The sequence below is a fragment of the Prochlorococcus sp. RS04 genome, assembly GCF_001989455.1.
In the GTDB taxonomy this organism is placed as follows: domain Bacteria; phylum Cyanobacteriota; class Cyanobacteriia; order PCC-6307; family Cyanobiaceae; genus Prochlorococcus_A.
In genome coordinates this window covers 1,315,789-1,335,865 of record NZ_CP018346.1, presented here as the reverse complement: position 1 = coordinate 1,335,865, position 20,077 = coordinate 1,315,789, and the positions used below count along the sequence as shown (strand labels likewise).

The 20,077-nt window shown below is 32.7% G+C and carries 23 protein-coding genes; 17 read left to right on the top strand and 6 right to left on the bottom strand.

Annotation, left to right across the window (positions count from 1 at the left end):
* Positions 1 to 30 precede the first annotated feature (30 nt).
* Both BS621_RS07325 and fldA read right to left on the bottom strand, forming a co-directional pair.
* Positions 31 to 1,089 carry a chlorophyll a/b binding light-harvesting protein gene (locus BS621_RS07325; RefSeq protein WP_077142354.1) on the bottom strand — a complete coding sequence of 353 codons (1,059 nt, stop codon included), beginning with the start codon at positions 1,087 to 1,089 and terminating at the stop codon, positions 31 to 33.
* A 143-nt stretch (positions 1,090 to 1,232) separates the two neighbouring features.
* On the bottom strand, positions 1,233 to 1,757 hold the full coding sequence (fldA, locus tag BS621_RS07320; RefSeq protein WP_077142353.1) for a flavodoxin FldA: 525 nt from the start codon (positions 1,755 to 1,757) through the stop codon (positions 1,233 to 1,235).
* Between the two features lie 141 nt (positions 1,758 to 1,898).
* On the opposite strand from fldA, the gene BS621_RS07315 reads away from it, so the two are divergent.
* The 5 genes from BS621_RS07315 (at position 1,899) to BS621_RS07295 (ending at position 4,551) form a co-directional block, all read left to right on the top strand.
* Positions 1,899 to 2,633 carry an AhpC/TSA family protein gene (locus BS621_RS07315; RefSeq protein WP_077142352.1) on the top strand — a complete coding sequence of 245 codons (735 nt, stop codon included), beginning with the start codon at positions 1,899 to 1,901 and terminating at the stop codon, positions 2,631 to 2,633.
* A gap of 16 nt (positions 2,634 to 2,649) precedes the next feature.
* Positions 2,650 to 2,907 carry a SemiSWEET family sugar transporter gene (locus tag BS621_RS07310; RefSeq protein WP_025881879.1) on the top strand — a complete coding sequence of 86 codons (258 nt, stop codon included), beginning with the start codon at positions 2,650 to 2,652 and terminating at the stop codon, positions 2,905 to 2,907.
* 84 nt (positions 2,908 to 2,991) lie between these two features.
* Positions 2,992 to 3,216 (top strand): hypothetical protein, encoded by a 225-nt coding sequence (locus BS621_RS07305; protein WP_077142351.1) that lies wholly within the window; start codon positions 2,992 to 2,994, stop codon positions 3,214 to 3,216.
* 203 nt (positions 3,217 to 3,419) lie between these two features.
* On the top strand, positions 3,420 to 4,214 hold the full coding sequence (locus BS621_RS07300) for an AEC family transporter (protein WP_077142350.1): 795 nt from the start codon (positions 3,420 to 3,422) through the stop codon (positions 4,212 to 4,214).
* Positions 4,215 to 4,299: 85 nt separating this feature from the next.
* Entirely contained in the window at positions 4,300 to 4,551 is a 252-nt protein-coding gene (locus BS621_RS07295) for a hypothetical protein (RefSeq protein WP_025928619.1), read from the top strand.
* Here the strand turns inward: BS621_RS07295 and BS621_RS07290 are convergent.
* From BS621_RS07290 to BS621_RS07280, 3 genes are read right to left on the bottom strand one after another with little or no spacing between them, the layout of a single operon-like run.
* Positions 4,548 to 6,353, bottom strand: coding sequence for an ArnT family glycosyltransferase (locus tag BS621_RS07290; RefSeq protein WP_077142349.1), 1,806 nt, complete (start codon positions 6,351 to 6,353; stop codon positions 4,548 to 4,550). The genes BS621_RS07295 and BS621_RS07290 overlap by 4 nt on opposite strands.
* A 5-nt stretch (positions 6,354 to 6,358) precedes the next feature.
* Entirely contained in the window at positions 6,359 to 7,435 is a 1,077-nt protein-coding gene (locus BS621_RS07285; protein ID WP_077142348.1) for a glycosyltransferase family 4 protein, read from the bottom strand.
* Positions 7,436 to 7,463: 28 nt separating this feature from the next.
* Positions 7,464 to 8,405, bottom strand: a complete 942-nt coding sequence (locus tag BS621_RS07280) for a DMT family transporter (RefSeq protein ID WP_077142347.1) — start codon at positions 8,403 to 8,405, stop codon at positions 7,464 to 7,466.
* 51 nt (positions 8,406 to 8,456) lie between these two features.
* On the opposite strand from BS621_RS07280, the gene sppA reads away from it, so the two are divergent.
* The 12 genes from sppA to BS621_RS07220 all read left to right on the top strand — a co-directional run bounded on the left by sppA (position 8,457) and on the right by BS621_RS07220 (position 19,170).
* Positions 8,457 to 9,266, top strand: coding sequence for a signal peptide peptidase SppA (gene sppA, locus BS621_RS07275; protein WP_077142346.1), 810 nt, complete (start codon positions 8,457 to 8,459; stop codon positions 9,264 to 9,266).
* 6 nt (positions 9,267 to 9,272) lie between these two features.
* Positions 9,273 to 9,656, top strand: coding sequence for a chorismate mutase (aroH, locus tag BS621_RS07270; protein WP_083703270.1), 384 nt, complete (start codon positions 9,273 to 9,275; stop codon positions 9,654 to 9,656).
* Between the two features lie 70 nt (positions 9,657 to 9,726).
* Positions 9,727 to 10,305 (top strand): DUF2808 domain-containing protein, encoded by a 579-nt coding sequence (locus BS621_RS07265; protein WP_077142345.1) that lies wholly within the window; start codon positions 9,727 to 9,729, stop codon positions 10,303 to 10,305.
* A 30-nt stretch (positions 10,306 to 10,335) separates the two neighbouring features.
* Positions 10,336 to 10,473 (top strand): 50S ribosomal protein L34, encoded by a 138-nt coding sequence (gene rpmH / locus BS621_RS07260; protein ID WP_002808184.1) that lies wholly within the window; start codon positions 10,336 to 10,338, stop codon positions 10,471 to 10,473.
* Between the two features lie 12 nt (positions 10,474 to 10,485).
* Positions 10,486 to 10,872 carry a ribonuclease P protein component gene (locus BS621_RS07255; protein WP_077142344.1) on the top strand — a complete coding sequence of 129 codons (387 nt, stop codon included), beginning with the start codon at positions 10,486 to 10,488 and terminating at the stop codon, positions 10,870 to 10,872.
* On the top strand, positions 10,869 to 11,282 hold the full coding sequence (locus BS621_RS07250) for a PH domain-containing protein (protein WP_025938576.1): 414 nt from the start codon (positions 10,869 to 10,871) through the stop codon (positions 11,280 to 11,282). Before BS621_RS07255 ends, BS621_RS07250 begins: the two co-directional genes overlap by 4 nt.
* Before the next feature lie 72 nt (positions 11,283 to 11,354).
* Positions 11,355 to 12,497 (top strand): membrane protein insertase YidC, encoded by a 1,143-nt coding sequence (yidC, locus tag BS621_RS07245; protein ID WP_077142343.1) that lies wholly within the window; start codon positions 11,355 to 11,357, stop codon positions 12,495 to 12,497.
* Positions 12,498 to 12,512: 15 nt separating this feature from the next.
* Positions 12,513 to 13,979, top strand: a complete 1,467-nt coding sequence (locus tag BS621_RS07240) for an AAA family ATPase (protein ID WP_077142342.1) — start codon at positions 12,513 to 12,515, stop codon at positions 13,977 to 13,979.
* Between the two features lie 122 nt (positions 13,980 to 14,101).
* Positions 14,102 to 15,379 (top strand): serine--tRNA ligase, encoded by a 1,278-nt coding sequence (serS, locus tag BS621_RS07235; RefSeq protein ID WP_077142341.1) that lies wholly within the window; start codon positions 14,102 to 14,104, stop codon positions 15,377 to 15,379.
* Between the two features lie 9 nt (positions 15,380 to 15,388).
* Entirely contained in the window at positions 15,389 to 16,468 is a 1,080-nt protein-coding gene (gene rseP, locus BS621_RS07230) for an RIP metalloprotease RseP (RefSeq protein ID WP_077142340.1), read from the top strand.
* 64 nt (positions 16,469 to 16,532) lie between these two features.
* Positions 16,533 to 16,835: a 30S ribosomal protein S14 gene (rpsN, locus tag BS621_RS07225; RefSeq protein WP_025894796.1), complete on the top strand. Its 303-nt coding sequence runs from the start codon at positions 16,533 to 16,535 to the stop codon at positions 16,833 to 16,835.
* A gap of 169 nt (positions 16,836 to 17,004) precedes the next feature.
* On the top strand, positions 17,005 to 19,170 hold the full coding sequence (locus BS621_RS07220) for a polyribonucleotide nucleotidyltransferase (protein ID WP_077142339.1): 2,166 nt from the start codon (positions 17,005 to 17,007) through the stop codon (positions 19,168 to 19,170).
* Between the two features lie 3 nt (positions 19,171 to 19,173).
* Here the strand turns inward: BS621_RS07220 and BS621_RS07215 are convergent, their stop codons facing one another.
* Complete coding sequence (locus BS621_RS07215) at positions 19,174 to 20,076, bottom strand: 3'(2'),5'-bisphosphate nucleotidase CysQ (protein WP_077142338.1); 903 nt, start codon at positions 20,074 to 20,076, stop codon at positions 19,174 to 19,176.
* Position 20,077: the final 1 nt, after the last annotated feature.

The following is a 20,077-nucleotide window of genomic DNA, read 5'->3' as shown; positions in this document are numbered from 1 at the left end:
TTAGAGGAGAGGTTTTTTTGTTTGATTAAACTAGTTTTGAGTAATTTTTGTATTTTCAATATTGTCAAAAGCTTGACCAATTTTCTTAAAGTCAAATCCCATTGCTCTTAGTGCGTGCCAAAGATGACCTTGTAAGAAAAAGAAACCCAAATAAAAATGAGTATTAGCAAGCCAAGCTCTTGAGCTATACGCTCCTGAACCTAAATCTACTGTATCAGTAAAATAAGGGGCGAATTCAAATTGAAGCTTTAATGGTTCTCCATATAGATCAACTGGATATATGGTCGTATTAGAAGCACACCAAAAAGCAGCAACAAAAGCCATATAAGAAACACCAACAACTGAGTATGACAAAATCGCCTCAGCGCCAAGTAATCCTTTTCCTTTAAATTCTGTATATTCTCCAAATTGTTTAGTACAAATATGGAAAACACCTCCAATTATTTCTAGGAAAGCTAGGAAAGCATGTCCTCCCATAACGTCTTCCAGACTATCAATTTTTAAGAAATCAAATTGATGATTCCAGATAGCGGCAATGTCTAAATTGTAAATAACTTGTCTTGTAGATCCTATTACTGGGTCGTAAATTCCATGAATACGAGCCCATTCAACAAACATAATTGCTCCAAGCCCAAGAAAAATTAGATGATGGCCAAGAATAAAAGTTAATTTATCTGGGTCATCCCATTCGAAATCAAATTTTTGTGGCTTACTATTTTCTGGGTAGTCTCCAAGATCACCCGCAAATTTGTTGGAATGTAATAATCCCCCAGCACCCAATACAGCTGAGAAAATTAGATGTAATGTGCAAATTACAACAATTCCATATGGTTCTGTAATAACACCATTTTCAACGCCACCAATTCCAATACCCGCTAGGTGAGGCAAAACAATTGCTTTCTGAGCATCCATTGGAATACTGGCGTCGTAACGGGCCAATTCAAATAATCCAAAAGCTCCTGCCCAGAACATCATTAACCCTGCATGGGCTGCATGAGCAGCTATGAATTTACCTGAACGGCCAACAACACCAGAATTCCCTGCGTACCAGTCATAGGTGACATCAGATTTTCCGTAAGTTTGTAACACTTGATTTAAGTAAACAGCAAATTGAGCATATTGCTTATCGCTATTGTTTTTACATGTTCTTTACAGATTTAATTACTTATGTAAAAAAAACATATTATGAAAGAACAAATGTTACAAATTGGGGAAGTAATATCTGAGAAAGCTTACGCCAATGAAGGGATTTCACCCTTAAGCTGAGAAGCCCATGTTTCAAGTCGCGAATCGGTCAAATCAGATTCACTATCCTCATCAAGAGGTAATCCACAAAAGCTTTCTCCTATAACACTTTTAGACTCATCAAAAGTATAAGTAGATTTATCTACGTAACCGACCATTTCAGCGCCTGCTTTTGTGAAATAGCTATGAAGTTCTTCCATTGCATCACAATAGTTTTCTGTGTATGTAGAAGAATCTCCTAAGCCAAAAATTGCAACTTTTTTTCCTGATAAACTTAGTTCACCAATATCCTCCAAGATTGAATCCCATGCAGTTCCCGATCTTTCTTCATCGGCACCTGTATTCCAAGTAGGTATCCCGCAGATAATTCCATCAAGACCTTCAAATTCTGAAAGATCATCCACATCAGATACATCTTTAGGTGCTTCTGCTGAAGAGATAAAGTTGTGAAGACGATCAGCTACGTCTTCAGTTTTTCCAGTTGTAGTTGCGTAATAAATTCCTACGGTCATAACTTCAAAATGTTTACATTAGAATAATAAAATCTAAAATCGTTAAATTAATTTCTTTAAAAACTTTTTCATGTAAAATTTTATACTAATCAAAGTAAGAAAAATTTTTTTGAGAATAATTTATAAAATATTTAAACCATTGTGACTGACAAATTTCAAAATGATATTAAAAATCTTATTGAAGAATTCAACTTTAATGGGCATAAAAAATTCAAATTAATTGTTTTATTTGGTTTATTGGGAGATTTTGATAGCTTTGAATATGCAATAAATTTGAAAAGTTTTATCGATAATAATCAAGATAAAAATTTAGATATTTTTGCAATAGCTATTGGGAACCAAAAAGGAAAAGAAAAATTCTGTAAATTTACTGGCTTTCACAAAGAAAATGTAATAGTTGTTTCTGATAATCAAATCCATAATAATCTCAAAGTCTCAAGAGGATTAGATATTGGTTTAGGAGGTTGGATTAATATGCTTTTGATGTTATCAGGGATAAATTCTTTTAAAACAATTAAAGAAGTTATTAGAGGTTATACCGGCGACCGAAAAGCCAAGGCAATCTATTCAGAATTTGACAAAATTAATGTTTTAAAATTTTTAAATTTTTCAGGTAATTCTTTTAAAAAGGTTTTCGGGGATGGTTATTTGAGACCATTTGAATTAGCAACATTTAGATTAAATAATATGAATGAAATAATTCAAAATTGGAGTGATTATATTCTTAATGAAGAATACCTTCCTCAAAGAGGGGCTTCTTTTCTATTGAATGATAAAAATCAAATTATTTATAAATTTTTTTCAAACGATGTGCTTGGATATTCATCAAATATGAGAGATCCCTTAGGATTTTTAACTGATTTAATTAAAGAATAGTTTTTAAAATATTTTTATGAATGTAGATATATTTGGATATTTTGCAGCAATTTTAACAACAGCAGCATTTCTACCTCAATTGATAAAAACATTAAAAACAAAAAAAGCAGATGATGTTTCTTTGACAACATTAATAATGTTTATTATCGGTGTATTGTCTTGGATTATTTACGGTTATAAAATTTCTTCCACACCAATATTGATAGCAAATTTAATTACCCTGATCTTAAATTTATTGATATTAATTTCTAAAATTTATTTTTCAAAAAACTAAAATCAGTAAAAATTTTTTAAAAGTAATAAAATTTAGATTTATTACTTAAATGTTTATTAAAATAAAACAAAAATTTTACTGATCTTGAAAACTTCAAAATGCTGGGTTTGGTTTAAAGGAAGCTTTAATAACGGTGGATATTGGAAAGAGGGTTTTACATGTACTTTTGATGAGAACCCAGGCGTTTTAATAGAAAGTCCTGCTTACGTAACTTGTAGGGTCCCTACATGGAGAGTTTTGACTAAAGAACCAGAAAATTTATATAAATCACCTCTAATTCCTGAAAAAGCAATCTGGAAAATAATTTAAACTCTCAATTAATAATAAAAACTTTTTACTGCACTTCGGCGAGTTAATATTGCTTTAATAAATATTTAATTAATACCATCTACTCTCTTTTTATAAATATTATCCCTTTTTTAATCTTTGGTTTTCTTCTAGGTAAAAAGAATCCAAAGATCTCAAAATATATAGCAAGACCTCTAATAAGATTTGGCATCCCATTAAGTGTAATGGGTCTACTATTGAAGGAAGGTATAGATATAAACCTAATTAAAAGTGCATTTTTAGCATTCTCTACAATTGGATTTTTAATAACTTTAATAAATATAATCCCAATATTTAAGAAGAAGTTTCCAAATTACACATTGCAGTTAGCAGGCCTAATAGGTAATACATCATTTCTTGGAATACCAATTGCGCTAGCTCTTCTACCTTCAACAACTATAAATTTCACTATTGGATTTGATTTAGGAACAACACTTTTCGCTTGGATATTTGGACCTTTTTTTCTTCAAGAAAAATCTAAAAGTAATAACATCCCAAATATCAAAGGACTATTAAATGCATTGATAAATAGCCCTGCATCAAGAGGTATTATTGGTGTACTACTTGCATATCTTTTTCAAGTAGATGAAATTTTAGGCAATTATCTTTGGATTCCAGCAAGAATAGTCATAGCTTTAGCAATAATAATTGTGGGAACAAGACTTGGAATAATCACAAATCAAAATGAGAGGATTTTGGATCTAAATGAAGAAATTAAATTTTCAATTTTATTAAAGTTATTTATTCTTCCAATTATTATTTTTTTAGTATGCAAATTCTTAAATTTTAACTTCTATCAATCATCTGCAGTAATTCTTCAGGCCGCAACCCCAACGGCAATATCCACAATATTAATGGCAGAGGCTTATGGTGTGAAACAAATAATAGCTTCAAAAATTCTTTTTACTACAACCTTAATTTCAATAATCACAATTCCTCTATTAAAAATATTTATGAATTTATTTATTGGAACAACTTAAATGAAAACTTATTTCTAAATGCATGATTAATGAATATTGTAAAGTTTATATCCTGATAACTAAATAATGTCTTAAGATTTAGTGTATGAAGTCAGCAAACCCTGAAAATGAATATATTCCTTTAGATCTAAGGATTTCTGTGAGAAGGGATACTTTAAGGCTCATCTCAGAGATGGCTCAAGATATGGGAATAAGCATTAATGAAGTTTTTAGTTTTTTAGCCGAAGATTCTGTCATCGATCTCGAATTAATGGAAGATCTAAATAAAATTGACATCCCAAGCAAGTGCAGCATTGATGATTTAAAAAATGCCCTCCTTAAAAAAAAGCTCTGTTAAAATTTTTCAACTTTTCTGTTTTCCCAGTCAGATTTATAACCACTTTTAACTAGTAATCTCGCATACTTATTTAAATCACTTTTTTGAATTCGCCATAAATTATAAATCCCAAATTTGCCCAATTTTTGATGATTAATTTTTGACCATTGCTGTTGGCGGGTGGAGTATTCATCTATTACTACCAATAGAGATTTATATTCATAATCAGGTTGATCCTCATAATTCTCTCTTCTATCAGTATTTAGCCTTTCTGACAGATTAATTAATCCCTCTTCAGTACTTGGTTCATAAAAAACTATTTGTCTCGAATAATAATGTAATGAAGGTTTCCTGATCCCGATCATTGCTAAAGTTTCCCTTCCCTCGCGAATATCTAGAATTAATTTTGAGATATTCCTTAAAGGTAATTGCCTTGAAGTATCTGCTAATTTTCTTATTGGCGACATCAAATAAGATTGTCCAATTAAAAGTAAAATTTGAAGATAAAGAAGGATATTTCTAGATTTGAAAGAAAATAAGATTATTGCAAAAAGGGTGAATGAAAAGAAGAACAATTTAGCTTTGAAAATAATCCCAGAGCTTACAAGTTCAGATGCAAGATTAGGCATTTCGGGATCATTAATCGTACTCAACCAAATATTCGAGAAAAAGAAAGCTATTGAGAAGCCAAACAAAATTAAAATATTAAAAATCCAGAAATATAAATAACTTTTATTTATATTTTTTAAGCTTATAAAGCTATTACTTGTTAACAATGCCGCCGCTGGAATTGCTGGCAGCCAATAGCTAGGTAGTTTCGTTGCAGAAAGGCTAAAGAAGATTAAAACTGACGTTAACCAACATAGAGAATATGTATAAAGGGTTTCATTGACATTGCAACTTTCTTTTGACCTTTTAAAGAAATCCTTAAGGGTTTCAAATATCCCATGATATAAAAAAGGAGTGAATGGTAATGAAGCCAATATCATTATGTAAAGAAAAAACCAAAACGGTTCTGCATGATTATTTACAACTGAGGTATATCTTTGAAAATTATGGTAATCAAAAAAACTATCCCAAAAAGGCTTTCCCTCTTTTAGAAGTTCTAATATGTACCATGGAACACTTATTAGCGTTGTTATTAAAAAACCTTTTTTAGGTTTTATCTTACTGAGCAACTTTTTCCAATTCTTCTGACAAAACAAGAAAGACGTAATAGTCAATAATGCCAAAACGAATGCAACAGGTCCTTTCACTAAAATTGCAAAACCTAAAAATACCCAAGCTGAAATGCATTGATCATTATTTTCACTTGCCATTCTTCTCCAAAACAAAAGCAGGCTAATCCCTAAAATTCCAGTTAAAAGTGCATCACTCACAGCAGTTCTACTCCAAATAATTATTAATGGAGAAAGTGCAAATCCTAATGATGCAACTATTGGAGTCAGGAATTGCCTATTACTCTTCTGTGGCCAACAAAACAACGTATCTCCAATCATCAACATCAAAAATAATGATGCCAAAGCTGAAGGGAGTCTTGCTGAGAGAGTCCCGAAGCTATCCCAGATTTCGTTTTTCGGTAATGAATAAAAAAAACCCATTAGCCAATATATCAGTGGAGGCTTATCAAAACGGAATATTCCATTAACTTTTGGAGTTAACCAATCACCAGATTCACTCATTGCCCGTGCTGCAGCGGCAAATAAAGGGGGAGTTTCGTCTACCAATCCTGTAGTGCCTAAACCTAAGAAAAATATAATGATCCCGCAAACTAAAATTATTAGTAAGGTTATGAGCCTTTTTTTTGAGTTAAGAAGAATCATTTATATTATTTATATTCATGCATTACCTTATTAAGCCAGTTCACAACCTTGTTAGCAAATATATCTGCGGAGGCATTTTTTTCTACCCATTCTCTACATTTATGACGCTTTATATTTTCAATAATCTCTACATAAGAAAGCATATTATTTTTATCATCAGGATCCGCAAGATAACCTGTTTGGCCATGCTGAATAATTTCACTAGGCCCTCCCCTTTTATAAGCTACAACTGGCACACCACATGCTAAAGCTTCAACAATAACGTTCCCATATGCCTCATTCCATTTCGGAGTATTTAGCAAAACTCTACATTTACCAAGTTCTTTTTGTAATACATCTGTCGATAAAAATCCCATCCAATCTATAGCTCCTTGAGGGAATGTTTTTTCTATCTTTGAGGCATAAATCTCATCTTCTATAAATCCCCAAACTTTTAATTTTTCGCCAAGTTGATTTGCCACATAAACTGCATCCTCCAAACCTTTCTCAGGAGCCACTCTTCCAACCCATGCCAACGGTCCCTTATCTGAATCTTGAAAAATATAATTATCTAAATTAAACCCATTACCAATAATTGTTGGTTTTTTTATGAATGGATAATCACTAGCTTGGATTTTGGAATGAAAAGCAAAATTATTTGGATATCTAGCATATACCTTAGAGATTAAATTATTAATTACTGAACTTTCAGAACCCATACTAATAATATGTGCAATGGGCATCTCTAAATTTAGAGTCATCCAGATAGGCAACCAATCATAGGACATGTTCAACAACACATCTGCATGTTTAGCGATATCTACTCCCTTTTCAAGCATTCCTGCTAAAAGAGAATTGTCAGGGATAATCACGGGAGAATTATAATTTTGATGCTGCCAACTAATTTGATCTTCACCTTCCACAAAGTGTAATTTTGCTTTTACATTACTTTCATGTAACTTAGAATTTTTTGGAGCTACAACCTCAACAGAATGGCCTAAAGAAATTAAACCTGAAACTAAAGAATTTAAAGTTAATTCAACTCCACCACCTTTACCACTACCTAAGAACCCTATTGGAGTACTAATCAAAACTATTCGCATTATTGGACTTTTTACAAAAAGTTACTAATTAAATAGTAGTATCAGAAAATTTATTTTCCCATAAACTCTTTCTCTGGCTAACAAAAAATACCGAGATAAGAACAAACACCACTCCTATCCACTGCACAATAGTGAGTCTTTCATCTAACCAAACACCTCCACTGAGAAGAGCAAATACAGGTGTTAAAAATGCAAGAGTGCTAAATCCAGTTATTTCTTTATTATTAGCAAAGTAGAAAAACAATCCATATGCTATTGCTCCACCAAAAATACTTGCAAATGACATAAGTCCCCAATCAAATATTGACCAATCTGGAATTATTGTGAAATTTGATTGTAAGCAGTGCTTAATAATTAAGGGCAAACTCCCTAAAACCATATGCCAACCTGTAACTGCCACTGGATCACTTTTTGTACAAGTGAATCTAATTAAAATTGTTCCTAATGCCATAGCGAGAGAAGCTGCAAGCATCCAAAGTTCTCCGAAGTTAAAAGTAACATCATTTATAGACTTATCAGACATCAACCACCAATTCCCTAAAACTTCTTGTGGAACTCCTAAAAATACTATTCCTCCCAAGCCAAAAAGTAGTCCTAACCATCCTACTGGATTAATTAAATTTCCAAAAATTGCTCTCGCTAAAATAGCTACCAAAAGAGGTTGAGAATCAATTAAGACAGAACCTAAACCTGCTCCAGTTTTTTCAATCCCATAAGTTAAAAACAACTGAAAAAAAGTGGCATCTACAATCGTAAAAACAAAAAACCACTTCAAATCACACTTATAGATTTTTAAATCTCTTTTAAACAAATATGTTGTTATTAGAACAAGTATCCCTGCAGGAAGTAATCTTAAAGAGGCCACAAACTCTGGCCCAGCACTAGATACTAAAGGAGTCATAGCCGCCATTGAAGTACCCCAAAGTGCAAAAGGGAGTATCATTAAAAACCAATTTAGGATTGAATTCATTAGGTCTGCTGATAGTCTTTTTAAAGTAGTTTTATGAATTTACCTTAAAAAATGATTTGGCCTTTTAGACGAAAGTCAAAAAAAAGATTAGCTCGTATAGTAATCGATGAGCCTATTACAGGTTCAACAAGAGTTTCAGTCCTTAAAGCTCTTAAACAAATTGAAGATAGAGAATTTCCTGCTTTAATCGTGAGAATTGATTCTCCAGGGGGTACTGTTGGGGATAGCCAAGAAATATATTCTGCTATTAAAAGACTTAAAGATAAAGGATGTAAAGTCATTTCTAGTTTTGGGAACGTCTCAGCATCAGGAGGTGTTTACATTGGTGTTGCATCTGACAAAATAGTTGCTAATCCAGGAACAATTACAGGATCTATTGGTGTGATTATAAGAGGAAATAATTTATCTGAATTATTAGATAAAATCGGCATCAAATTTGAGACTGTTAAAAGCGGTGTATTTAAAGATATACTTTCTCCAGATAAACCTCTAAGTGAGGAAGGTAGAAATCTACTCCAAGGACTTATAGATGAAAGTTACAATCAATTTACTGAAGCTGTTGCTGAAGGAAGGAATTTATCTGTTGAAGAAGTAAGAAAATTTGCTGATGGAAGAATTTTCACTGGAACACAAGCACTCAAACTTGGTCTTGTTGATAAGGTTGGAGATGAATTTGTTGCAAGGGAGCTAGCTGCAGAAATGGTTAATATTGATCCTAAAATTCAACCCTTAACATTTGGGAAGAAGAAGAAAAAAATACTTGGACTAATTCCTGGAAGTAGAATAATTGAGAAAATTATCAATAATATCTTTTTTGAGTTTGATTCATCTAATAAAATACTTTGGTTATACAAGCCTTAAATCGATATGTTTGAAAAAATGAAAGACGATTATAAAATTACATTTATTCGAGGTGCTACAACAGCATCTGGTAATTCTGTTAGAGAAATAGAAGTTGCCGTAGTGGAATTAATTGATGAATTAATTTCACGAAACAATCTAATTAAGACGAACATACTATCCATTACATTCACAGCGACAAAAGATTTAGATGCATGTTTCCCCGCTTCAATAGCAAGGAAATTTAATGGACTTGATTCAGTTGCCTTTTTAGACTGCCAACAAATGTTTGTATCTGATGATGTTGATTTTTGTATAAGAATAATGGCTCAAGTTTTATTGCCACCAAATTATTCAATAAAGCACCCTTATTTAAAAGGCGCGGCAAAATTAAGGACAGATAGATGTTAACCTTAGTGAAATTATTTTTCTGCTTTAAATTTGAATAGCACGAACTCAACCTTTAAATTCCATTCCTTTAATGTTAAAAATCACAAAGAAATTTACCATGAATTTTAAAATTTTAAGATTTCTAGTTATTCCCACAATTTTAGTTTCGACACCTTTTTTTAATAAAATCCAAGATGCTAAAGCAGGGTTGGAATTTCAGTGGAATCAAGACTCTGTGTATAGAAGATTAAAGTGGTTTCAAAAAGAAAATAAAAAGAAATTTAGAAATACAATTTATTTTTTCTTAAGGCCAGCTGATAGAAGAAGTGAACTCCTAAAAATTAATCTAGCAATCCCTAAAACCTTTAAATCCACTTTAAAAAGTGAAAAAATAAGTTTTTGCAAGGTAAGAATTGGCGGTTTTGAGAATAGAACAAAATGTTTAGAAGACATTCCAGCTGATATCGAAATTAATACTGATGAATCAGGCTTACGTTCACTAGATATTTACCCTTACAGTCCAATTCCTTCAAATAAAGACAGTTATGCAATTGTCTTAAAAGTCTTTAATCCCAAAAGATCAGGTTTATATCAATTTCATTCATATGGGCAACCCAAAGGGAAATCATTCTCAAATTACTTAGGAAGCTGGACTATAGTGATCGATTAAATGATAAATTAAATAAGGATAATTAAACAAATGACTAAAAGAACTTTTGGCGGAACTTCAAGAAAAAGAAAACGTGTATCAGGATTTAGAGTAAGAATGCGTTCTCACACTGGTAGAAGAGTTATTAAAAGCAGAAGACAAAAAGGCAGAGAAAGAATAGCTGTATAACTTCTAATTCAAATGGCCTTACCTAAGGATATGCGTTTAAAAGGTCATAGGACTTTTAATTATATTCATAAAAATTCCACAATATATTATGGAAATTTAATGACATTTAAAGTTGCAAGATCAAATCCAGAAATTCTCCTAACCCATAAAGTTACAAATACCTCAAACAAATTTAGAGTAGCAATAGCTATAAGTAAAAAAGTCTCAAAAAAAGCTGTAGAAAGAAATAAATTAAGAAGAATCCTTCAAGAGTGGTTATTAAAAAACATTCATATAATTAGCAACCACAAACCATATTGGTTACTTGTTAACCTAAAAATTGGGGATTTCTGCTATGACAAACGCAGACTTTTGGAAGATTTTCAAAACTTAATGTTCAAATCTCGTCTAATCAAATGATTAACATAAATGAAGAAACCTTTTATGAAGGTGGACCTGCTAAAAGTGATTTAATAATAAATCTACTAGCGGGAATAACTATACTTGGTTTGCCATTTACCTTTGCCGCAATAGTTAGAGCACTGTGGTTGAGATATAAAATTACAAACAAAAGAATTACAATTGATGGCGGCTGGTTTGGCAAAAACAAAACACAAGTCTCATTAAGTAATATTGAAGAAATAAGATCTATTCCAAGGGGATTTGGTTCATATGGTGACATGGTCCTTATCCTTAACGATGGATCAAAGGTTGAAATGAAATCATTACCTTTATTCAGAGAGAAGCAAAAATTTATTGAAGAAAATATAAATAAAAGATCACAAATACCAAATCTCAACGAGGTAGAAGGATTTGCTACTAAATCCTAAATAAATTAATTACAAAAATCTTTTTTTCCTGTAAAATAAAATGTCTATTAAAATTACACTCTCTTTAATATCGTGATAGGGTTCATTTCTGAAAAACTACTTATCCCGATTCTAGATTTTTTCTACGGTTTAGTCCCAAGTTATGGTTTAGCGATTGTTGCACTGACAGTCGTAATTAGGATTGCACTTTTTCCTCTAAGCGCTGGTTCCATTAGAAGCGCAAGGAGAATGAAGATTGCCCAACCAGTAATGCAAAAAAGGCAAGCAGAAATAAAATCTAAGTTTTCAGGTGATCCAAAGAAACAGCAAGAAGAACTTGGAAAATTAATGAATGAGTTTGGCAGTCCCCTCGCAGGTTGTCTTCCTTTAATTGTACAAATGCCTGTGCTATTTGCATTGTTTGCGACCTTAAGAGGTTCACCATTCGCTGATGTCCCCTACAACATAAATCTAAAGGTCGTCCCTCAGGATCAAGTAGCAGCTATTGATCCAAAACCATATAAATCGCCACGACACTCTATATTTATTACAGAAAAATCACATTTTCCTGTTGTAGCTACTATTCCTAGTGGAACAAAATTGGGAACGGAAGAATCCATAAAAATAAATCTACAAACAACAAATGGCAATAGCTATTCCGAAGTTCTATCTAAATACGACAACGGATCTAAATTCCTCCCCACTTGGAAGGTTTCTAAAGGATCAGAAAATCTTAAAGTTTCCCAAGACGGTACAGTAACAGCAATTAAACCTGGTGATGCAACAATTGAGGCGAAAATCCCTGGTCTAGCTGCTAAAAGTGGTTTCTTATTTATTAAAGCTCTTGGTCAAGTTGGTTTTTATGTAGATGGGGCAATTAATTGGGATATTGCTGCACTAGTTGGTGCCTTTGGATTAACCTTACTTCTCTCTCAAGTTTTATCAAGTCAGGGGATGCCTGCGAATCCACAGCAATCAACTGCAAATAAAATTACACCAGTAATGATAACTGGAATGTTTTTATTTTTCCCACTACCAGCTGGAGTCTTGCTATACATGGTTGTTGCAAATATTTTCCAGGCATTTCAGACTTTTCTACTCAATAAAGAAGCTCTCCCTGAGAATCTACAGAAAATTTTGGATCAACAATTATTAGCAAAAAATGAAGTAATAACAACTTCAGCTTCAACTATCTCAGAAAAAAGATTACCTTTCGAACCTAACAGCAAAAAATAGTCTTAATCTTAAATAATGAATTCTTGGTGTAGAAATTTAGAATTACTTATAAAATCAAGAACCTCATTAATTTGGATCAGGACTAAAGAAGAGGAAAGATTAGAAAAATTAGTTAATTTTTCTTGTGAAAGATTAAATATAAAAAGATTCGTTTCCTGGGATTGTGTTAGCGGTATAAAAGGATTAATAAATGAAGAAGGTAAATTTTCTAATAATCCGTTAGGAGTGCTCAATTGGCTTAAAGAACAAAGTTCTGAAGTCTCTACTATTTTGTTAGTAAAAGATTTTCATAAATTTTATGAAGATCCATCTATCAATAGAACTATTAAAGAACTATCTTCAACGCTTAAGAAGACTAGTCATAATTTAATTATTAGTTCTCATATATTTCCATCATCAGAAGAGCTGGATGAATTAATGACAATTGTAAATCTACCTTTACCTGATCAAAAAGAATTAAAAAATCTAATAAAAAAAATTGCTATTAATACCAATTCAAATCTTGAGGAACAAGACTTAAACGAACTTTCTATAGCCTCAAGCGGACTTACTGAAACAAAAGTAAAGCAAGTCACTGCAAAGGCTCTTGCTCAAAGAGGAAAAATAAGTAAAGAAGATATTAAAGATATTCTTGAAGAGAAAAAACAAGTGATCGCAAGAAGTGAAATTTTAGAATTTTTCGAGGCTAAATCGGGTCAAGATGATATTGGTGGTTTAAATGTTTTAAAAGTTTGGCTTAATCAAAGATACAGGGCCTTTTCTAAAGAAGCTAGAGATTATGGATTACCTATTCCCAAGGGAGTCTTACTCGTCGGAGCACAAGGGACAGGGAAATCGCTTACCGCAAAATCAATTTCTAAGAGTTGGTCGATGCCGCTGCTTAGGTTAGATGTTGGGAGACTGTTTTCTAGCCTCGTTGGTTCAAGCGAAGCAAGAACTAGAGAAACAATTTCAAGAGCTGAGGCCATGTCTCCTTGTATCCTTTGGATCGATGAAATTGACAAGGGCTTTGGTGGCGATGCTAGAAGTGATGGAGGAACAAGTCAAAGGGTTTTGGCAAGTTTACTAACTTGGATGGCTGAAAAAGAATCCGCTGTATTTGTCATAGCTACAGCTAATGCTATAGATAAGCTTCCTGCTGAATTATTAAGAAAAGGTAGATTTGATGAGATATTTTTTCTTGATTTACCGAATTCTGAAGAAAGATTAAGTATTTTGGATTTGCATTTAAAAAAAAGAAGACCAAGTTACAAGTTTCCTCTTTCCACTATCATCGATAGAACAGATGGATTCTCAGGTGCAGAACTTGAACAAGCAGTGATAGAGGGGATGCACATTTCATTCTCTGAAAATAGAGAACTAATGGAGAAAGATTTAATAAAAGCAGTTTCTGAATTAGTTCCTTTATCCAGAACAGCTAAGGAGCAAATTAATTTACTAAAAGAATGGTCAACTACTGGGCGCGCTCGATCCGCATCATAGCTAAAAAATATTATCTTTAAATACTCTGTAAGTTAGGAATCATTAATTTAGTTAATTTTTAGTCAAAAATCCCTAATATTGAATTTAGATTAACTATTTTAATTAAGGTATAAAAAAAAATAGTGTTAGATCAAAAATTAATAAGAGAAGATCCAACTTCAGTTGAAGAAATTTTATCCCTGAGAGGAAAAATTTTTAATATTTTCCCAATACAAGAATTAACTCTTCAAAAAAAAGAAATTGATATAGAAATATCCAGTCTCCAATCTGAGAGTAAAAAATTAAGTAAATTGATCGGTCAAGAAATCAGCAAATCTAAAAACAATGATTCTCCAGAAGTAAATAATTTAAAGAAAAAAGGAAATGAATACAGAAGCAGAATTTCTGAACTAGAAGAAAAGCAAAGAATATTAGATAAACAAATAAATGATGAGATTTATAATTTACCGAATTTTCCTAGTAAAGATGCTCCTATTGGAAAAGATGAAAATGATAATGTACAAATTAAAACTTGGGGAGACCCACTTATCAAGGAGAATCTTAAATCTCACTGGGAAATAGGAGAAAGTCTTAATCTTTTTGACTCGGTCAAATCAACTAAAATATCAAAAAGTCGTTTTATTACACTTATTGGTAATGGTGCCAGATTAGAGAGAGCATTAATAAATTTCATGCTCGACATGCATACTAAAAATGGTTATTTAGAATTAATGCCTCCTGCTTTAGTAAATTCAGAAAGTCTTACCGGTTCTGGTCAATTACCCAAATTTTCAAATGAAAGTTTTAAGTGTTCTAATGACGACCTATGGCTTTCTCCAACAGCTGAAGTTCCACTAACTGCTTATCATAGAAACGAGCTTATTGATCCCAAGCAGTTGCCTATTAAGTTTGTTGCATATAGTCCATGTTTTAGGAGAGAAGCTGGAAGTTATGGAAGGGATACTAAAGGTTTAATAAGACTTCATCAATTTAATAAAGTCGAACTCTATTGGTTTTGTGATCCAAGTAAATCTTTAGAAGCTCATAAAAAGATTACTTCTGATGCAGAAAGCATTTTAAAAAAGCTCAACTTACCCTACAGATTAGTAGATATTTGTACTGGAGACTTAGGTTTTTCTTCTAGTAGAACTTTTGATCTTGAAGTTTGGCTTCCCAGTAGTAAATGCTATAGAGAAATTTCAAGTTGTAGTAATTGCCTTGACTTCCAAGCACGTAGATCATCAATAAGATCAAAAATTGATAAAAAAAATACATATATACATACCTTAAATGGCAGTGGTCTTGCTATTGGAAGAACAATGGCAGCGATTCTTGAGAATGGCCAACAAACAGATGGTAGCGTTAAGATTCCAGATGCTCTGATTCCATATTTTGGATCAAATTTTTTAAAAACTGCTTAGTATAAAAAAATGAATGTTTTAACCTCAATAACAGTACTTGGATTTCTCATTTTTTTTCATGAGATGGGACATTTTCTTGCAGCAATTTTACAAGGTATCTATGTTGATGGATTTTCAATTGGTTTTGGACCATCAATAATTCAGAAAAGATATAAAGATATAACCTATTCACTTAGAGCCTTTCCCTTAGGAGGATTTGTCTCTTTCCCTGATGAAGAAATAAATAATATTGATCCTAAAGATCCAAATCTTTTAAAAAATAGGCCAGTTATACAAAGAGTAATTGTTATATCCGCTGGAGTATTTGCTAACTTAATTCTTGCCTATACTATCTTGATTGTTAATGTAACAACTATTGGTATTCCGTTTGATCCCGAGCCAGGTATTTTAGTTTTGGCTACTCAGCCGGATAAGGCCGCTTCTATTGCTGGATTACAAGCAGGGGATAAAATCTTAAAAATTAAAAGCAATGCTTTAGGAGTTGGCGATCAAGCAGTTTCTGCTTTAGTAAAAGAGATTCAAAATTCATCAGAGAAACCAATTTCGATAACAATTAATCGAGATGGGATACTAAAAGATTTAACTTTGGTACCAAAAAATATAGATGGGAAGGGTACAATAGGAGCTCAATTACAACCTAATATAAAGAAAGAAACTAAAAAGACAAAAAACATAATTGAACTTTTTAAATACACTAATAATGAGTTTTTATCACTTTTGGTAAAAACAATACAAGGTTATAAAGGATTAATTACAAATTTTTCATCAACAGCCCAACAATTAAGTGGGCCAGTAAAAATTGTTGAAATAGGTGCACAATTATCTCAACAAGGTGGAAAAGGCATATTATTATTTGCGGCTTTAATTTCTATTAATTTAGCAGTACTTAATTCATTGCCTTTACCATTGTTAGATGGAGGACAACTCGTTTTCACTTTAATTGAAGGTTTTAGGGGAAAACCTGTTCCAGTTAAAGTACAAATGGTTGTTACTCAGTCCAGTTTTTTTCTTTTAGTTGGACTAAGCGTTCTGCTTATTATCAGAGATACTAGTCAACTATTAATAGTACAAAGATTATTAAACCAATAAATAAATTTTAAAAACTGTTCTCCCAGCTGTTAATATAATAATTAGTTTTAAATATTCTGACTAAATGGCGAAAAAGTCCATGATTGCGAGAGAAGTTAAACGCAAAAAACTTGTGAAGAAATATGCTGCAAAAAGGAAAGCATTATTAGATGAATTTAATGCTGCGAAAGATCCAATGGAAAGGTTAGAAATTCATAGAAAGATTCAAGGTCTGCCAAGGAACTCTGCACCAAATAGAGTAAGAAATAGGTGTTGGGCAACTGGTAAACCTAGAGGAGTATATAGAGATTTTGGTCTTTGCAGGAATCAGTTAAGACAAAGAGCTCATAACGGTGAACTTCCTGGAGTAGTTAAATCAAGTTGGTAGTATAAGTTTTTAACTTAAGTACACTAATTTCTCAAAAAAATAATTATTTTAGAAATTAAACTAATTTTTAGGACATTTTTAAAAATTTTTATAGCTTATCTAAATAATTTACTCAATATGTCCCTATAAAATGTAAGAATAAATTATGTATAGATTTATAATTTAAAAAGTGGAAGGACAAAATAAGTCGATCACGTTTGACGGACGAGAGATACGACTAACTACAGGACTATATGCTCCTCAAGCAAGTGGATCAGTAATGATTGAGTGTGGTGATACCTCACTATTAGTTACAGCGACAAAAACTGCAAAAAAAGACCCATCAGACTTTCTACCTCTGATATGCGACTATGAGGAGAAACTATATGCTGCCGGAAGAATTCCTGGTGGTTTCATGAGGAGAGAAGGTCGCCCACCAGAAAGAGCGACTTTAATTGCAAGATTAATTGATAGGCCAATGAGGCCACTTTTCCCCACATGGATGAGGGATGAGATTCAAATAGTCGCATCATGCCTTTCTCTAGATGAAAGAGTTCCAGCAGATGTTTTGGCTGTTACAGGAGCTTCAATCGCAACTTTACTTGGAGAGATTCCATTTTACGGGCCAATGGCTGCAGTTAGAGTTGGTCTTATAGGAGACGATTTCATCTTAAATCCAAGTTATAGAGAAATAGAGAGAGGAGATTTAGACATTGTTGTTGCAGGTTCACCTGAAGGCATTGTTATGATTGAGGCGGGAGCTAACCAGTTATCGGAGCAAGATACTATCGAAGCTATAGATTTTGGTTATGAAGCAGTTACTGAACTTATTAAATCGCAAGAAGATTTACTTAAAGATTTAGGAATAAAACAGATTAAGCCATCTGCTCCTGAAGAAGATAAAACCTTGCCCACTTATTTAGAGAAAAACTGCACAAAACCTATTGAGTTAGTTTTAAAGAAATTTGATCTTTCAAAGGAAGAAAGAGATCTTGAACTCGAAAAAATAAAAGTTGAGATACAAGATAAAATTGATTCTTTGAAAGAGGACAACCAACTAAAAGTTCTTCTTTCAGAGAATGATAGGTTATTAAGTTCCGACTTTAAAAAATTAACAAAAAGATTAATGAGGTCGCAAATCATAAATGATGGGAAAAGAGTTGATGGAAGAGATCTCGACGAAGTTAGAAAAATATCAGCTTCTGCAGGAATTCTTCCAAAAAGAGTTCATGGTTCTGCATTATTCCAAAGAGGTTTAACCCAAGTTTTATCTACAACCACATTAGGTACTCCTAGTGATGCTCAAGAAATGGATGACTTAAATCCAAGCACCGAAAAGACATATCTACATCACTACAATTTCCCTCCTTATTCAGTAGGAGAGACAAGACCAATGCGAACTCCTGGGAGAAGGGAAATTGGCCATGGAGCATTAGCAGAGAGGGCAATAATCCCGGTATTGCCAGGCAAAGAAACATTCCCTTATGTCCTAAGGGTAGTTAGCGAAGTTTTAAGTTCCAACGGATCAACATCAATGGGTTCTGTATGCGGAAGCACGCTTTCGTTATTGGATGCAGGGGTTCCTTTAAAAGCTCCAGTAAGTGGTACTGCAATGGGCTTAATTAAGGAAGGGAAAGAAGTACGAATCCTTACAGATATTCAAGGCATTGAAGACTTTCTTGGAGATATGGACTTTAAAGTTGCAGGTACTGATAAGGGTATAACTGCTTTACAAATGGATATGAAAATCACAGGTTTACCGGTCTCTATTATTTCTGATGCGATCAAAAAAGCTCGTCCTGCAAGATTACATATTCTAGAAAAGATGCAAGCTGCAATAGATAAGCCTCAAGAATCCCTTTCTCCGCATGCCCCAAGATTATTAAGCTTTAGAATTGATCCTGAGCTTATAGGAACAGTTATTGGACCCGGAGGAAGAACTATTAAAGGAATCACTGAAAGAACGAATACAAAAATAGATATAGAAGATGGTGGAATTGTCACTATTGCTTCTCATGACGGAGCTGCTGCAGAAGAAGCTCAAAAGATAATAGAAGGATTAACACGCAAGGTTCACGAAGGTGAGATCTTCTCTGGAGTTGTAACAAGAATAATACCTATAGGTGCTTTCGTAGAAATATTGCCAGGCAAAGAAGGGATGGTTCACATCTCTCAGTTATCTGAGGCGAGGGTTGAAAGAGTCGAAGACGTAGTTAGACAAGGAGATGAAGTAACTGTAAGAGTTAGAGAAATTGATAGCAGAGGAAGAATTAATCTTACCTTAAGAGGTGTTGGACAAAATAATGGAATGTCTTATCCAGAACCAACTCCTACTCCAGTTGCTCCGCTAAATTAAAAACTAAAGAGGATAAATTCCGTTATCCTCAATAATTTTCTTTATTTCGAGACAAATACTCTCGTGACTAACCTTATTACTCGTGGCGACTATAATACCACCATGTTGGAAACTAGCTTGTCCATACGTTAGCTCTTGATTATCTAAATTTGTAATTGCTCCTCCAGCTGCTTTCAGAATAGATTCTGGCGCAGCAAAATCCCAATCTTTTGGTGAGCTTTTCCCCTGTAAACTTAGACAAATATAAATATCACTTTCTCCTCTAACTATAGATGCAATTTTGCAGCCAATGCTTCCCATAATTTCGACCTTGCGAAAATTAATTTTTTGAATTAAATTTCTCAAAATCTCATTTCCATGATTTTTACTTGTTACTAAAGTCATTTCTTGAAGATTCTTATTATTTAAAAGATTTGGTTTATATTTTGTACCGTCTCTTTTTTCGCACCATGTTTGACCCCCGTCTGTAATCCATAATTGATTTTTTTCTGGGATTAAAACAAACCCAATATATGGTTTTTGTTTAAAGTTTAATGCCAAATGCATTGCATAGTTACCTGTCCCTTGGATAAAATCCTTCGTACCATCAAGAGGATCAAGAACCCATATCCAATCTGACTTACTATTAAAAATATCTGAAGAACCTTTTACATTTTCTTCGCTCAAAATATCCCAGTTAATATTTTTATAATTATTATTTATTCTTTTAATAATCAATTCATTAACTTTCAAATCAGCCAAAGTAACAGGATCATATTCATTATTATTTTTGATTATATTTTTTTTACTGTCTGAGTCTTCTAACAATTTAGAGTAATAAAGCAAAATATCTGCCGCTTGCCAGCTGAAAATTCTTATATCATCGATAAGATTATTAATATCTACTCCAAGAGGTAATTTAATCATT

Coding starts and splice junctions, on each gene's coding strand:
- fldA (WP_077142353.1), bottom strand. CDS start 1,757: ATGACCGTAGGAATTTATTACGCAACTACAACTGGAAAAACTGAAGAC.
- BS621_RS07310 (WP_025881879.1), top strand. CDS start 2,650: ATGAATGTAGATATATTTGGATATTTTGCAGCAATTTTAACAACAGCA.
- BS621_RS07300 (WP_077142350.1), top strand. CDS start 3,420: ATGGGTCTACTATTGAAGGAAGGTATAGATATAAACCTAATTAAAAGT.
- BS621_RS07295 (WP_025928619.1), top strand. CDS start 4,300: ATGAAGTCAGCAAACCCTGAAAATGAATATATTCCTTTAGATCTAAGG.
- BS621_RS07290 (WP_077142349.1), bottom strand. CDS start 6,353: ATGATTCTTCTTAACTCAAAAAAAAGGCTCATAACCTTACTAATAATT.
- BS621_RS07285 (WP_077142348.1), bottom strand. CDS start 7,435: ATGCGAATAGTTTTGATTAGTACTCCAATAGGGTTCTTAGGTAGTGGT.
- BS621_RS07280 (WP_077142347.1), bottom strand. CDS start 8,405: ATGAATTCAATCCTAAATTGGTTTTTAATGATACTCCCTTTTGCACTT.
- sppA (WP_077142346.1), top strand. CDS start 8,457: ATGATTTGGCCTTTTAGACGAAAGTCAAAAAAAAGATTAGCTCGTATA.
- aroH (WP_083703270.1), top strand. CDS start 9,273: ATGTTTGAAAAAATGAAAGACGATTATAAAATTACATTTATTCGAGGT.
- BS621_RS07265 (WP_077142345.1), top strand. CDS start 9,727: ATGTTAAAAATCACAAAGAAATTTACCATGAATTTTAAAATTTTAAGA.
- rpmH (WP_002808184.1), top strand. CDS start 10,336: ATGACTAAAAGAACTTTTGGCGGAACTTCAAGAAAAAGAAAACGTGTA.
- BS621_RS07255 (WP_077142344.1), top strand. CDS start 10,486: ATGGCCTTACCTAAGGATATGCGTTTAAAAGGTCATAGGACTTTTAAT.
- BS621_RS07250 (WP_025938576.1), top strand. CDS start 10,869: ATGATTAACATAAATGAAGAAACCTTTTATGAAGGTGGACCTGCTAAA.
- BS621_RS07240 (WP_077142342.1), top strand. CDS start 12,513: ATGAATTCTTGGTGTAGAAATTTAGAATTACTTATAAAATCAAGAACC.
- rseP (WP_077142340.1), top strand. CDS start 15,389: ATGAATGTTTTAACCTCAATAACAGTACTTGGATTTCTCATTTTTTTT.
- rpsN (WP_025894796.1), top strand. CDS start 16,533: ATGGCGAAAAAGTCCATGATTGCGAGAGAAGTTAAACGCAAAAAACTT.
- BS621_RS07215 (WP_077142338.1), bottom strand. CDS start 20,076: ATGATTAAATTACCTCTTGGAGTAGATATTAATAATCTTATCGATGAT.